Source organism: Kamptonema sp. PCC 6506, assembly GCF_000180455.1.
GTDB classification, from domain to species: Bacteria; Cyanobacteriota; Cyanobacteriia; order Cyanobacteriales; family Microcoleaceae; genus Kamptonema; species Kamptonema formosum.
Map to the genome: position 1 here is coordinate 31,833 of NZ_CACA01000097.1, position 13,536 is coordinate 45,368.

Sequence of the window (13,536 nt, forward strand, 5' to 3'; positions counted from 1 at the left end):
AATGGATTAAATATTAATAGACTAATATTACCAATTACCAATTACCAATGACAAAGTTTATTTATAAATATCCCGTTTTATCTCCCGGCATTTTAATCAAGCGTTACAAGCGATTTTTCGCCGATATTGAACTAGCTTCGGGAGAAATAATCACTGCTCACTGTCCCAATACTGGCCCAATGACAGGAGTTTGTATTCCGGGTAATCCCGTGCTAGTATCCCACAGCGACAATATTAAACGCAAATTAGCATATACTTGGGAATTAATTCAAGTTTGCGATACTGTACCAACTTGGGTGGGAATTAATACTGCTCTGCCAAATCGAATTATCAAGCTAGCTTTAGAGTCACAATTATTGCCATTAGATAATTATAGTGTAATTTTGCCAGAAGTAGGTTATGGCAAAGAGAAAAAAAGTCGGGTAGATTTTTTACTCAATGGTGGTAACTTACCGATTTACTTGGAAGTAAAAAATACTACTTTGGCACAAGGAGAATTGGCTTTATTTCCTGATACAGTAACAGAGAGAGGACAAAAGCATTTAAAAGAATTGATGGAGGTAGTGCGACAGGGTACGAGAGCGGTAATGCTGTATTTTATTAATCGCGGAGACTGTACGAATTTTGCTCCTGGGGATAGTTGCGATCGCGTTTATGGAGAGTTATTAAGACAGGCAATTTTGGAGGGTGTGGAAGTCTTGCCTTGTCGGTTTGAAGTCACGCCAGAAGGTATTAAATATTTAGGATTAGCGAACTTTATTATTTAACTTGCATTTTTTTTATGAACGAAAACTTTAGATTCTAGTTGTCTCAAGCTTTCGTCAATCTTCAAGCTTAAATACCAATACATTCCCGCTGCACCTATTAAAATCCCGATTAAAACACCTATGCCAAAACCTGCACCGATTAAAACAGATTTTGGTATAGGTCGATATTGAATTTCATTAATGCGCTGTAAAATTTCTTGAGTATTTTTAGGTCGCCTATTAACTAAAGGCTCCATCAAGTCATCAATTAATTTTACCAATTCTTTTGAGACAACTTGAGGAGCTTTGTCTCGCCAGATCAGTTTATCTTCATTCCTTGAAGAGGTGGGAAGTTCATCAGGATGTATGCCAGTCAGTAAATGAGCAAATGTACGCCCCAAGGAAAAGAAATCTGACTGCGGAACAGCCCGCCTTTTCATTTGTTCTGGGGCAGTATAACCATGTGAATAAACTGATGTTACATCTTTATTAGGATCGACAACCGTCCCTGTCACCATTCTAGCATCACCAAAGTCAATTAAAACAACTTGATTGCTAATTTTTTTGACCATAATATTGCTGGGCTTAATATCTCTGTGGAAAAAACTCCTTTGATGTAATTTATCAAGAATTTCAGCCATTTGTTTCAGCCAAGAAATTGCTTCTCTTTCGGTAATTTGAAATTTATTATTCTTTTTCTTTTTTTTCTGTAACCATTCCTCCAAGTTATCACCATTAACTTTCTCCATAGCTAAGCAGCGTAAAACATGACCGTTTTTGAGCGTCACATTAAATTGTTTTTCAAGTTTGGGAAGTCCTAAATTCTTAAAGTCGCGAAGGATACTTTTTTCTTGTTCAAATCGTTTGATCCACTCAGGTTCTTCACTCTTTAAAACTTTTATTATTATCAATGTATTGCGGTGTAAGTGCTTAGCTTCAAATACTTCATAAGCGTGTGTTCTATCTACATTTCCTAGAGGTTTAGTCAAACGATATCTACCTTCATTATATAGTATCATTGGATTTCCACAAGCAGCACACTCTAGCGCTGATTCATCGTTTTGACGTTTACAACAGTTAGGATTGATGCAGTAGCTCATAATTTATACACCCTGATTGTAGCTGTAACTTGTGTCAGATATACCAGATCGGAGCTATTTAACAAACTTTCTTTTAACGTACTTCCTAACTTCAGGCTGGAGTGTAAATGTAACGTCGTCAACCTCTGTGCAACTTTTTTCAATCAGCGCTCTGTCAATTAGAGATTTCACAGCCTGCATTAATTCTGCTGCTGATGGCGGCGATATCTCCTCTACCAAGAGTGATAGCGAACTAGGCTCACTATTAACTGCTAACTTAACCATAATCTGTGTTTCCAAGTCTGACAGGCGCGAAAAGTGCTGTTCTAAAATTTCTTTAAGAACAACAACAATAGTACCGGATTTTAGATAGTTCAGAACTATTCCATTAAATAATTCTTGAATTAGTGAAGAAATTAGCTTTAACGAGCCAGGGTTTCCGCCGTAAAGTGTATTAAGTGTTTCCAAATCTTTCTCACTACCTGATAAACCTTGTTCTTTCAATAATTCTTGTGCTTCTTTCTTCAAACCACACAGTGCTAAGAAGCCAACTTTTTCTCCTCTCAGCCAGATTGCATCTTGTGGTCGCTCGCGACTGATAAGTAGCAAACAACTTTTATGTTGCTCAGATTTCACTCGTTTAACTAGCTCGGAATAATCCTGAAACTCTGGGCGAAAGGTGCCAGCATTTGTGCCTATACTCATAATTGCTTCTACATTATCGAGTATCAGCAGACAGCGTTGCTTTCGTAAATATTCCATTAGTTGAGAAATTCCGCCTTCCTGCTGTTCGCCGTCTGAGAGAAATTCGACAATATCTTTGAGGAGTTCCGGGAGGGGGGGAGAGGTACGGAGCGATCGCTGTATCACGTAATCAAACTCACCTTTACCTTTTATCTGTTTTTCCCAAACCTTGCCAACTAAAGCCGTTTTTCCGATTCCTCCCATTCCTGTCAGTACCGCCAGCCGATTTTTCAAAATTAAGTTTTCTAGATCGGTGAGTTCTTTAGTCCGGCCGTAGAAAACTGATACATCAATTGGCTCTTCCCAGTCTAAGCGGAGGGTTCCGGGGAAGAGAGTTTTATCAAGTACGTCTTCCCAGTTTACGCCTACTGCTTCGCAAATTTTAATAAAACTATCTTGCTGAATGGGAACTTGCCGCCAAAACCGCTTCAATGTCGCTTCGGTAGTGAAAGCTGCTTGACACCAAGCAGCAGCAGTTTTTGTCCAGCCTTTCTTTTTTCTGGCTTGCTCAACGATTTCTAGGCCTTCTTTGGATACCCTAAGTGAACTTACCATTGTTTTTCTTTGCCAGAGTTCTTTTTACTCAGGATTTTAACCGATTTTGAGTGTCAGCGATCTATGCGATCGCTTATATCTTTACATCTCAGCATTTTCTTATAAAAATGCTACTCATAATTTTATCAATCCGTACTTAGTAATTCGCTAAGTGCTTGAAAACAAGCACTTAGCGATTTTGTATAGCCGAATAAATTTTTAATGTGTAGCAGATATTTGCAAAAGATGATGACCTGAGCGGTGAGTCAAATAGTGAACCGCTCGGATCGTTGCTAGGGACGCAACTGAACCAAATCCTGAATAAATACTGAACCATAGATTGAGCTTTTAACCCTTGGTAATTCCCGCATGATTGAAATGTGGAGATTGAAATTCTTGATTCCCACAGCGTAGTTGGCCAACTCGCTTTTTCCTTTATTAACCAACCAAAATTTAAGGAGAAACGAGCAATGAAATGCACCATTATTTCCCAAGCTATTTTGATGTTGATCGTCGTGGTCGCGCCTAATATGCTGTTGTCTTTAGCTGCTAAACATACTTCAAATTGTGGTGGAAATGAAGTAAAAGAAATGCTATTAAGTTCTACTACTTGCCCGCAGACTTGCTATGACTCAAATGGTAAATATTGCTGCGGTCAGTAGTTATGAGGCGAATAGAATTCGCATCTATACAAACAAAGTCCACCCTTTATTTGTGTAGATGCGGTTTCAACTTGATATTTTTGGGTAAATTCTATTCGCCGATTTTCAGCATCAGACGAATCGTAAAGAACCCTCAAGGCTGACAGGAGAAACTGGTTGCACGATCGCGATCAATTCATCTGCGCCTGAAGTTTTCTTGAAGATACCGATACCAACAGGCAATCCTGCGGGAGTAGCACCTAACTGGTAAGTGCTAGGAGCACCTTGCAGTTGAATGACATCTCGATCGGGGTCGAAGCCGACAATCAAAGCGTAGTCGCCAGTGCCAGTGGCGGTATCGTTGCCATCGTTGTAGTAGAATTTCGTCGCATCTCCCAGTAAGAAAGTATCGTTGCCTTCTGCGCCAATGAGCGTATCGACTTCGCCGCGCCCTGGGTTAGTAGCAGTATTATCAACACCAATGAGGATGTCGTTACCCGATTGGCTATAGAGGAAATCGTTACCAGTACCGCCAAACAGGGTATCGTTATTTTCACCTCCGTAGAGGGTATCGTTACCATCGCCGCCGTCTAGGGTATTGTTACCGCGATCGCCCCCAAGCACATCATTACCGCCGCCGCCAAAGATCGCGTCGTCACCTTTTCCTCCTAACGCGGTATCTTCGCCGTCACCTCCCGCAAGGCAATCGTTACCTTCGTTGCCAAATAGGAGATCGTTGCCAGTGTTGCCAAATACTGCGTCTTCGCCTTTGCCTCCGAAGAGTATGTCTTCACCGTCATTACCTCCCAAGGTGTCATTGCCTTGGTTGCCATAGAGGATATCGCTAGAGTCGTTGCCTGCGATCGCATCGTCACCATTGCTGCCCAAACTTAGCGGTTGCTGGTTACTTGGTGTGGGTGGATTGGTGAATGTGGGTGCGATCGGGGTTATGACTGTGACAGCGGGTGTGGGAGTGAAAACGGGTACGGGTGCGGGTGTCGGTGTCGGAGTTGGTGCGGGCGCAGCCGTTGGCTCCGGTGTGGGTGTGGGTATGAAAATGGGAACCGGTGCGGGTGCGGCTGTGGGTGTTGGCGTGCCCGTTGGTGTGGGTGTGGGTGTACCTGTTGGTGTGGGTGTGGGTGTACCTGTTGGTGTTGGTGTAGGAGTAGGCGCGGGTATTGGTGTGTCTGCTAAATTAGCTGCGAGGATCTCGCTACTAGAAAGGTTATTGATGGTTTCGATGACACCTGTACCTGCAACAGTTGCCGATGCACCGAAGAAGTCTAAAATTACCAAGTCATCGGTAGTCCTGAGAAGTCCATCTTTGTTGATGTCAACCATCAGACTTGTACTCGATCGGCCTAAACCTAGAGTTCCTGCGGCCAATGACAGGGAAATGTTTGCATTGGTACCGAAACCTATCTGCACATTATCAATTCCATCTGTATCCTGAATTTGATTCGACTTGCTGCTGCTGTCTGAGAGAAGATAGCGATCGCTACCTGCACCGCCTCGCAATAAACTATTGCTGCCAAATCCGGCACTGAGGGTATCATCGCCAGCACCCCCTTCTAAGGTGCTATTAACACCATTACCAATAAGGCTGTCATTGCCCGCACCCCCATCCAAGTTGCTAGACACAAAAGCTTGCAGCGTGTCATCTCCATCACCACCGGCCAGACTACCACTTGCACTCAGAAAGTCATTGCCAGCACCTCCATCCAGAGTGTCATTGAGACTGTTGTTGCCAAGAAGGGAGTCATTCCCCCCACCTCCACTGAGGCTGTTGTTTCCTGCACCGCCATCCAAGGTGTCGTTGCCATCTAAGCCAGCGAGGGTGTCATTGCCCCCCAGGCCTGAGATGTTGTCATTACCAGGAGTGCCTGTGAGGTTATCATCACCGGTAGTACCGGTGGTTGCATTGACTCCAGGTGCTGCGGTAGCCTCAGTGAGATTAGCCGCAAGGATCTCGGTACCGGAAAGGTTGCTCACAGTTTCGATGAAACCAGCACCTGCAACAGTCGCTGATGCACCAAAGAAGTCTGAAATTACAATGTCCTCTGTAGGCCGTGCAATGCCGTCTTTGTTGATGTCAATCAGTAAACTCGTGCCTTGTCGGGCTAAACCTGTATTTCCCGATGACAACGACAGGGAAACCGGAACAGTGGTCGTGCTACCACTGAAATCAGTCAAGTCTAAGCGATCGATGCCATCAGTATCCTGAATTGAAATTTTAGTCGATCCATTGGATCGGATTAGATAGCGATCGTTACCTGCACCGCCTCGCAGCAGATTGCCACTGGTAAAGCTGGCATCGAGCGTATCATCGCCAGCACCCCCTTCTAAGGTGCTATTACCACCACCACTAAGGCTGTCATTGCCCGCACCGCCATCGAAGGTGCTAAGGCCAAAGCCTAGCAACGTGTCATCTCCATCGCCACCAGCGAGACTGCCAGTTGCACTCAGAATGTCATTGCCGACACCTCCATCCAGGGTGTCAGTGCCACCGCCGCCAATCAGGGAGTCATTGCCTCCACCCCCACTGAGGTTGTCATTGCCGTTGCCGCCAAGCAAAGAATCGTTGCCATCTAAGCCACTGATAGTGTCATTAGCGTCAAGGCCACTGATGTTGTCATTGCCAGGAGTGCCTGTGAGGTTATCGTCATCTGGGGTACCAGTGGCTACATTAATTCCGCCTGCTACCGTAGCCTCAGTGAGATTAGCAGCGAGGATTGCTGTACCGGAGAGGTTATTAATAGTTTCGATTAAGCCAGCACCCCCGACTGTGGGCAATGCACCGAAGAAGTCTAAAACTACAACGTCTTCAGCAGCCCTGGCTATCCCGTCTACGTTAATGTCAATCAGCAGGCTTGTACCTTGTCGGGCTAATCCTATATTTCCAGGCGACAAGGATAGAGAAACATTTGTGCTCAGGGGATAACTTTGAACTAAGAGCCGATCTATGCCACTGGTATCCTGAATCTGGCTTGGTTGTCTGTCAGGGCCTATATAGACATCGTTGCCAGATCCTCCTCGCAGCACATTACCGGAAAACGAACGCAGAGCATCGATCGTATCATCGCCAGCACCCCCATCTAACGTGGTATTGGTATCGAAAAAGTCAGTAGAAAGAATATCATTGCCGTCACCCCCAAAAAGGCTATCGTTGCCCACTCCAGCCCGAAGGGTGTCATTGCCTGAGCCGCCATCTAGAGTGTCAAAAGTAGGACTAAAATCACTCAGGGAGTCATTGCCCTCGAGCCCTACAAGACTGTCATTGCCTGACCCACCGATGAGAGTGTCATCTGAGGCTGTACCAAGAATTGTTGCCAATGTTTTTTCCTATCTATAGTCAATGTCCAAATGTCAACAGCCTAGCGTTTTGTCCTGAGAATGACAATAGCCTCCGAATATTGTAAATTTTAGCAACTTAAATTTATAAGACTTTACATTTAGCTATTTACTTTCTAAGTTTTGGGGTATAGACTGTCATTTATCGATAAAATTGCCGTTAAACAGTCCGTAGTTGTCACGCAAGCGAATAGTGTTGGCTGCGAATTGTCCTTTTATCAAAGCGCTGCGGGCTTGTAATACTCAATCCGATTTAAATACCCTCTTTAGTCCGCGTAGGCGGACTTTGTTTATGTAGTAGCGGTGACAACGATGTAACGGTCTTATATTAAATTAAGTGTCGAACTTGGGATTAATAAGGAATTGCGAAGCCAAAAGTGTGAAGAAATTAAGCAAAAAATGCAGCAGAAACCTTGGTTTATGAACAGTCATGCTTACTCAAATACCTTGGGAATCGCTTTTTTCATCTCCCGCCCCGACTCAATCAACTATTTGAACCAACTGGGTTTTGAGAGGAATTATGCTGGCAGCAAACACCAGCGTACAAACTCTTTAGATTCTATAATCTGAATATCTTTCGTACAATACAGATAGCCAGTATCAAAAAAGAGCGATCGCGATATGGGAATGACCCTGACGGAAAAAATCTTAGCCAAAGCATCTCAGCGGCCTAGTGTAGAACCAGGAGAAAACATCTGGGTTGACGTAGACCTGCTAATGACCCACGATGTCTGCGGCCCCGGTACCATCGGCGTATTCAAACGGGAATTTGGCGCAGATGCCAAAGTCTGGGACACTGAAAAAATCGTCCTAATTCCCGACCACTACATCTTCACCAACGACGAACGCGCTAACCGCAACGTCGATATTCTCCGTGAATTTGCCAGCGAACAAGGCATTAAATACTTCTACGACATCACCGATCGCTCCAATTTTAAAGCAAATCCCGACTACAAAGGCGTTTGTCACGTCGCCCTCGCCCAAGAAGGCCACACTCGACCCGGCGAAGTCCTCTTTGGTACGGACTCCCATACCTGCAATGCCGGTGCTTTTGGGCAATTTGCCACCGGTATCGGCAACACTGACGCTGCTTTTATCCTGGGAACGGGCAAACTATTAATTAAAGTACCCGCGACTATGCGTTTTGTCCTCAATGGCGAAATGCCCGATTATTTATTAGCAAAAGACTTAATTTTGCAAATAATTGGGGATATTGGCGTTGCTGGTGCGAATTACCGGACGATGGAATTTGCGGGTGAAGCAGTGGAACGCCTGACAATGGAAGAACGGATGACGCTGTGCAATATGGCGATCGAAGCTGGCGGTAAAAATGGTACAGTTGCCCCAGATGAGACAACATTTGAATACGTTCGCGCCCGGACATCGAAACCTTTTGAGGCAGTTTACACCGATAGCGATGCTAAATTTTATAGCGATCGCACCTACGATGTCAGCCAATTAGAACCAGTAGTTGCTAAACCCCATTCTCCCGATAACCGCGACTTAGCCAGAAATTGCCGCGATGTAAAAATTGACCGAGTATATATCGGTTCTTGTACTGGCGGCAAAACTTCCGATTTCCTCCATGCTGCTAAACTTATTAAAGGCAATCAAGTCAAAGTTCCGACTTATTTAGTGCCTGCAACTCAGAAGGTTTACGAAGATTTGTTTAGCCTTAAACATGAAGGTCAAACATTGTCTGAGATTTTCTTAGCTGCGGGTTGCATTGAACCTGCTGCACCTTCTTGTGCAGCTTGTTTGGGCGGGCCAAAGGATACTTTTGGGCGGTTGAATGAACCGGAAATTTGTGTTTCTACAACTAACCGGAATTTCCCGGGCCGGATGGGGAATAAAGAAGCGCAAGTTTATCTCGCTTCGCCTTATACAGCGGCCGCATCTGCGTTGACAGGATATGTCACAGATCCCCGTGAGTTCATGTAAGTTTATGTAGGGTGGGCGCTGCTGCGATGAGCCTTGAGTATTAGCCATAATATTGATAACAGCAGCGCCCACCTTACGAGAAATATGGTCACGGGGATAAATATAGCAACCGCTTTCGTCGGTTAGAACGTTCTGAGTTCCACCAAACTCGCTGATTCTATTCCCTTCTTCCCCTAGCCCCTAGTCCCTAGACCCTAGCCCCTGCTATACCTACGATTCAACGGTTGATTCAGCTAAAAAGGATGAGTAGAAAAACCCTGCGGCGATCGCACCAGCAATGGGGGCCAGCCAAAACAGCCATAACTGCGCGATCGCCCAAGTCTGACTGCCAAAAACTGCTAAAATCAACGCAGGGCCAGTGCTCCGCGCCGGGTTAACAGACACATTGGTAACGGGAATACCAATTAAGTGAATCAAAGTTAAACCTAAACCGATCGCTACGGGTGCAAAACCTTGGGGAGCACGAGGATCGGTAGCCCCCAAGATAATAATTAAAAACATGAAGGTAAGTACAAATTCGGCGAGGAAAGCAGCTACTAAACCATACTTACCAGGAGAGTTTTCACCGTAGCCATTGGCTGCAAAACCGCCAATTTCAAAACCTGGTTTACCGCTAGCAATTAGGTAGAGAACAAACCCTGCTACAATTGCTCCCGCAACTTGGGCGATAATATAGGGTAAGAGTTCGCTGCCTGAGAAACGTTTGCCTACAAATAAGCCAAAGGAAACCGCCGGGTTGAGGTGACAGCCAGAAATGTGACCAATAGCAAAGGCCATCGTCAACACTGTCAGGCCAAAAGCCATAGACACACCAACTAATCCGACTCCCACGGGAAAGACAACATTGGGTGCAATTTTGGCTGCATCTGCGGTAAATACTGCTGCGAGTACGGCACTACCACAACCGCCAAATACTAGCCAAAAAGTACCTATGAACTCTGCTACATAGCGTTTTATTGGTAACATTTTTTTATCCTGTAGATAAACAGGACACGAGCCTAACACAGTGGTTTAAAAAGTTAGATATTTTTCATTAAATGTAATATGAGGAGTTAAAGGCTTTTATGTAAATACAAAAATGCTTCTACTTCAGCAGCAGTAGGTTGAGATGCGATCGCGCCTGGTTTCATTGCTACCATTGCACCCACTGCACTCGAATATGTAACAATTTTCTTCACAGTTTCCGCATCTTCTAAGCTGTGAATTCCATGTTGGCACAACTGGTGAACAAACCCCGCAACGAAGCCATCGCCTGCACCAGTAGTATCTTCAACGTCTACATTAAAAGCCGGAAGTTTGCCTTCATTCTGGGAAATACAATAGCCACAACCTGCTGCGCCAGCAGTTACAATTACGCCTTCCACTGAGTCGAGACGGTAAGTAATTGCACCCGCATCGGTGGTATTAAATAACCATTGAGCTTCCTCTTCGGAGAGTTTAAGAAAATCAACTTTTTTTAATAGTTCTTTAATTAGCGGTTTAGCTTCTTCTGGGTTTTGCCAAAATACAGAACGCCAATTAATGTCAAGAACAATTTTAACGTCGTATTGTTCTGCCAATTTAATCGCACGCGCGATCGCACCCCGACTGTCGGGATAAGCTAGTTCTAAAGTTCCTAAGACTAAAAATTCAGCATTTTCAAACAACACCTCTGGTATTTGTGCTGCTTGCAGGCGAGTATCGGCAAATTCTGCGGCGTTCAATTTACCAAAACCAGCGAATTCGCGATCGCCCGACTCCGAGCGTAACACATAAACTTCCCGCGTCGGTGCTGTCGGGTGTCGCTGTACTCCCGTTGTGTCAACACCAACCTCTGCCAACAATTCTACCAGCGAGTTTCCCAGTTCATCTGCGCCCACAGCGCCGATAAATCCTGCCTTAGTCCCCAATTTAACTAAAGCACAAGCCACATTAGCAATAGCCCCGCCTGGATAGGGTGTCCAAGATTCTACTTGTTCTAGCGATCGCCCGGGCCGATCCGCTAGACAATCAAACAAAATTTCACCGAGGCACAGAACGCGAGGATAAGTCACTTTTTTTGCCAGCTTTTTTAAGCACCAATTACTATCCTATCAGAGTTACTGATATCTGCGATCGCCAAAAAAGCTTCATGCCCCTACCCAAATTGTCTAATCGCTAAGTATTGTTGCTAGGGCAGGGAGTATTGTACCGATATGCCTTTAAAATTGTACATAGGTAAATATGCAGAGATAGAAAAAAATTATGGCTATTGGCGTGTCTCACACCTCTGTCACCCTCTCGGACAGAGAACTGCAAGTGGTAGAATTAGTGGCTGCTGGATTGACTAATCAAGAAATAGCCGACAAGTTGGATATTAGCAAGCGTACAGTCGATAACCACATGAGCAATATCCTCACCAAAACGGCTACAGGCAACAGAGTAGCACTCGTCCGCTGGGCTATGCAGTGGGGAAAGGTATGTTTGGATAATATTAACTGCTGCGTTCTACCAGGGCACATCGATAAAGGGGTATCCTAGACAGGGCTAAGGTTGAACACAGGCAAAGATAAGGGATAATGCAGACGGCACAGGAAAAAAAGTTGCGGTATAAAATTTGTTGCCAAAAATTACCGCTTGCAGTATATCGAGAGGTGGCCTCCCATCTGCGTCAAGTAGAAGGGGTAGAAACTGGTTTAATTCCGCAGCAGTCGCAGCAGTTTGATTACAGTCAAAGCCAAGTGGCGGGTTTGTGGGTACAGTATTCTAAAGATGCCGATCCAGAAGTTCGCCAGCAGGTAGATCGAATATTGGCTTACTATAGCGATCGCTTTGGTGTGTGGGAGCGAGATGATACTCTCCCAGATGGTAGGGAAGTTTAATGAAGTTTTGATTTGTAGGGAGTTTTTTTAGGGGCGAGTTTAGCCAGTAAATCTTGCCGCCAACGAACAATATTTGTACGAAACTCACCCTGTTAATTTAAGTATTGAGTTATGAGTTTTGAGTTTAATTATAATTAACACTAAAAACGCATAACTCAATAACTTCTACAATAACTTCTAAAGTAATTTTGTAACGCCGTCTTCTAGGCGGTTATTTTACCCCCAAAGGGCGGCGTTACTTTTAGTTGTGTAAACTCAAAATCTAAAAATCTCAAAATGAGTACGATTAAAACTTTACCAGGAACTCGGGATATCTTATCTCCTGAAATTGGATATTGGCAGCGCTTAGAAGCAATTGCTAGAGAGATTCTAGCAAAAGCAGCTTATCGAGAAATTCGGACTCCAATTTTTGAGCAGACATCTTTATTTGAGCGCGGTATTGGCGAAGCTACGGATGTTGTCGGCAAAGAAATGTACACTTTTAAAGATAAGGGCGATCGCTCAATTACACTACGTCCAGAAGGTACAGCCGGAGTAGTACGATCTTTTATTGAAAATAGTTTAGATGCTCAAGGTGGATTACAGCGCCTTTGGTACACTGGCCCCATGTTTCGCTACGAACGTCCACAAGCAGGACGAATGCGCCAATTTCACCAGCTTGGGGTAGAAGTATTAGGAACGGCAGATCCCAGGGCCGATGTAGAGGTAATTGCCATCGCTACTGACATCCTGAAAACTCTCGGATTGACAAATTTAGGCCTGGATCTTAACTCGGTAGGAAATAAGGAAGATCGGCAGAATTATCGTCAAGCTTTGATAGATTATTTAACACCTTATAAAGAAGAATTAGACCAGGATTCTCAAAATCGTTTAATTCGCAATCCGCTACGAATTTTAGACAGTAAAAATCCTCGTACCCAGGAAATTGCAGCAGATGCACCAAGCATTCTTGACTATCTAGGGGAAAACTCGCGCCGCCACTTTGAAAAAGTGCAGCAAATGTTAACTGATTTGGGGATTAAATATCAATTAAATCCGCGATTAGTTAGAGGTTTAGATTACTATACCTACACAGCTTTTGAAATTATATCCGATGATTTGGGAGCGCAAGCAACGGTCTGCGGTGGTGGTCGCTACGACGGTTTAGTAAAAGAATTGGGGGGGCCAGATACGCCTGCGGTGGGTTGGGCAATGGGTTTAGAAAGGTTAATTTTACTGTTGCAACAGTTGCAACCTGCACCTACTAATACGTTAGATTTCTATATAGTTTCAAGGGGCGATCGCGCTGAAGTACAAGCGGTATTATTGGCTCAAAAACTGCGTAGTTTTGGATTTAGCCTAGAGATAGATTTGAGCGGTAGTGCTTTTAAGAAACAATTTGGGCGAGCCGATCGCAGTGGTGCTGTTGCTTGCTTAATTATAGGTGATGAAGAAGCAGAAAGTCACTCGGTAAAATTAAAGTGGATGGCAAGTAAAGAACAGAGTGCGATCGCACAATCGGACTTATTAGAAAAAGCAGAAGAGTTACGTTGTCAGATTGATAATATCAAAAATACTTGAAAGAAGATTCGTTAGATAGAGATTGTGGGTTTAAGAACAGAGACTATTCGCATTCTTGATATTCTTCTCAACGATCGCGATCGCGGGGATAATCCTATAT

The 13,536-nt window shown here is 44.3% G+C and carries 11 protein-coding genes; 6 read left to right on the forward strand and 5 right to left on the reverse strand.

Annotation, left to right across the window (positions count from 1 at the left end):
* Positions 1 to 47 precede the first annotated feature (47 nt).
* The gene (gene sfsA, locus OSCI_RS05460) at positions 48 to 767 is read left to right on the forward strand and encodes a DNA/RNA nuclease SfsA (protein ID WP_007353870.1); all 720 of its coding nucleotides are present in this window, start codon (positions 48 to 50) and stop codon (positions 765 to 767) included.
* Here sfsA and OSCI_RS05465 read toward each other — a convergent pair.
* Both OSCI_RS05465 and OSCI_RS05470 read right to left on the reverse strand, forming a co-directional pair.
* Positions 764 to 1,846, reverse strand: coding sequence for a serine/threonine-protein kinase (locus OSCI_RS05465; RefSeq protein WP_007353871.1), 1,083 nt, complete (start codon positions 1,844 to 1,846; stop codon positions 764 to 766). The genes sfsA and OSCI_RS05465 overlap by 4 nt on opposite strands.
* A 54-nt stretch (positions 1,847 to 1,900) precedes the next feature.
* Positions 1,901 to 3,124: an NB-ARC domain-containing protein gene (locus tag OSCI_RS05470; RefSeq protein WP_007353872.1), complete on the reverse strand. Its 1,224-nt coding sequence runs from the start codon at positions 3,122 to 3,124 to the stop codon at positions 1,901 to 1,903.
* A gap of 449 nt (positions 3,125 to 3,573) precedes the next feature.
* Between OSCI_RS05470 and OSCI_RS05475 the strand changes: the two genes are divergently transcribed.
* Complete coding sequence (locus tag OSCI_RS05475) at positions 3,574 to 3,765, forward strand: hypothetical protein (protein WP_148288919.1); 192 nt, start codon at positions 3,574 to 3,576, stop codon at positions 3,763 to 3,765.
* Between the two features lie 111 nt (positions 3,766 to 3,876).
* Here the strand turns inward: OSCI_RS05475 and OSCI_RS05480 are convergent, their stop codons facing one another.
* Positions 3,877 to 7,077, reverse strand: a complete 3,201-nt coding sequence (locus OSCI_RS05480; protein ID WP_007353873.1) for a beta strand repeat-containing protein — start codon at positions 7,075 to 7,077, stop codon at positions 3,877 to 3,879.
* Between the two features lie 639 nt (positions 7,078 to 7,716).
* Here OSCI_RS05480 and OSCI_RS05485 point away from each other — a divergent pair.
* Positions 7,717 to 9,036, forward strand: a complete 1,320-nt coding sequence (locus tag OSCI_RS05485) for a 3-isopropylmalate dehydratase large subunit (protein ID WP_007353875.1) — start codon at positions 7,717 to 7,719, stop codon at positions 9,034 to 9,036.
* Between the two features lie 210 nt (positions 9,037 to 9,246).
* Here OSCI_RS05485 and aqpZ read toward each other — a convergent pair whose 3' ends face one another.
* Together aqpZ and OSCI_RS05495 are read right to left on the reverse strand one after the other, a co-directional pair.
* Positions 9,247 to 10,002, reverse strand: a complete 756-nt coding sequence (aqpZ, locus tag OSCI_RS05490) for an aquaporin Z (RefSeq protein ID WP_007353876.1) — start codon at positions 10,000 to 10,002, stop codon at positions 9,247 to 9,249.
* Positions 10,003 to 10,088: 86 nt separating this feature from the next.
* Positions 10,089 to 11,069, reverse strand: a complete 981-nt coding sequence (locus OSCI_RS05495; protein ID WP_007353877.1) for a carbohydrate kinase family protein — start codon at positions 11,067 to 11,069, stop codon at positions 10,089 to 10,091.
* A 190-nt stretch (positions 11,070 to 11,259) separates the two neighbouring features.
* Here OSCI_RS05495 and OSCI_RS05500 point away from each other — a divergent pair, with 190 nt between their 5' ends.
* The 3 genes from OSCI_RS05500 (at position 11,260) to hisS (ending at position 13,436) form a co-directional block, all read left to right on the forward strand.
* A complete protein-coding gene (locus tag OSCI_RS05500) occupies positions 11,260 to 11,535 on the forward strand; it encodes a helix-turn-helix domain-containing protein (RefSeq protein WP_007353878.1) in 276 nt (91 codons plus the stop codon).
* Between the two features lie 38 nt (positions 11,536 to 11,573).
* Entirely contained in the window at positions 11,574 to 11,876 is a 303-nt protein-coding gene (locus OSCI_RS05505; protein ID WP_007353879.1) for a hypothetical protein, read from the forward strand.
* Positions 11,877 to 12,152: 276 nt separating this feature from the next.
* Positions 12,153 to 13,436: a histidine--tRNA ligase gene (hisS, locus tag OSCI_RS05510; RefSeq protein ID WP_007353880.1), complete on the forward strand. Its 1,284-nt coding sequence runs from the start codon at positions 12,153 to 12,155 to the stop codon at positions 13,434 to 13,436.
* The last annotated feature ends 100 nt before the right edge of the window (positions 13,437 to 13,536 follow it).

Coding starts and splice junctions, on each gene's coding strand:
- OSCI_RS05475 (WP_148288919.1), top strand. CDS start 3,574: ATGAAATGCACCATTATTTCCCAAGCTATTTTGATGTTGATCGTCGTG.
- OSCI_RS05505 (WP_007353879.1), top strand. CDS start 11,574: ATGCAGACGGCACAGGAAAAAAAGTTGCGGTATAAAATTTGTTGCCAA.
- OSCI_RS05470 (WP_007353872.1), bottom strand. CDS start 3,124: ATGGTAAGTTCACTTAGGGTATCCAAAGAAGGCCTAGAAATCGTTGAG.
- aqpZ (WP_007353876.1), bottom strand. CDS start 10,002: ATGTTACCAATAAAACGCTATGTAGCAGAGTTCATAGGTACTTTTTGG.
- OSCI_RS05465 (WP_007353871.1), bottom strand. CDS start 1,846: ATGAGCTACTGCATCAATCCTAACTGTTGTAAACGTCAAAACGATGAA.
- sfsA (WP_007353870.1), top strand. CDS start 48: ATGACAAAGTTTATTTATAAATATCCCGTTTTATCTCCCGGCATTTTA.
- hisS (WP_007353880.1), top strand. CDS start 12,153: ATGAGTACGATTAAAACTTTACCAGGAACTCGGGATATCTTATCTCCT.
- OSCI_RS05485 (WP_007353875.1), top strand. CDS start 7,717: ATGGGAATGACCCTGACGGAAAAAATCTTAGCCAAAGCATCTCAGCGG.
- OSCI_RS05500 (WP_007353878.1), top strand. CDS start 11,260: ATGGCTATTGGCGTGTCTCACACCTCTGTCACCCTCTCGGACAGAGAA.